Genomic DNA, 650 nt, shown 5'->3' with positions numbered 1-650 from the left:
ATATCAAAGACATAGAAGGCAGTTATTACAGCCAAACCGACAGCATCTCCGTCTCCTACTTCCGCGGCTTTTTGTTTTTCAAATAAACAGTGCGTTTTTTACGCAATAGTTGCGCATGACAAACCACGAGCCATTCTCGTTCTCGCAAGAGAATTCATTTTCAATCGCACGTCAATGTAATGACATAATTCTTTGGCGCGCTTTATTTCGGATTTTGCACCGGCAACAAAAGCATCGGCAAACTCTGCTTTTTCCTCCGCTGAATGTGATGCAATATGACTACGAAACTTTTCATCAAATTTTTGCTTTTCATCCTCTGTATCAAGAGATACAAATTCTTTTCTTAATTTTTCTAACTCTAATTTTGCATTCATTTTTGTATTTTTTTTATTTTAATAATTAGAACGTAGCCGCCCCTTGGGGGACATTCATCATTCTTTCAATCTTCTCGAAGATAACTACTTAGAATGTCTAAACAATCATTGAGCCCTGCCTCCCATTCCCGTAAGGAAGTCATCTCAACAATTTCTTGCTTGTAACGGGCATAAAATTCGAGAATTTTCTTCTCTTCTTTTATGAGAGTAGTCAGCTCATCTCGTCCATTTTTGTACACCATATTAAATAACGCGTTTGATTTGACGGTGCAAAGG

Annotated in this window: 2 protein-coding genes; both read right to left on the bottom strand. The window is 37.7% G+C overall.

What is annotated here, in order from left to right; all coding sequences use genetic code 11:
- Positions 1-98: 98 nt before the first annotated feature.
- Entirely contained in the window at positions 99-374 is a 276-nt protein-coding gene (locus ASC50_RS02980) for a hypothetical protein (protein ID WP_055430481.1), read from the bottom strand.
- A gap of 65 nt (positions 375-439) precedes the next feature.
- Positions 440-650 (bottom strand): hypothetical protein (locus tag ASC50_RS07470; protein ID WP_226995360.1); only part of this gene is annotated, 211 nt, incomplete at its 5' end.

This window comes from Candidatus Symbiothrix dinenymphae, assembly GCF_001431085.1.
Note: the sequence above shows the minus strand (reverse complement) of the source record. Positions and strands in the feature narration are given on the sequence as shown.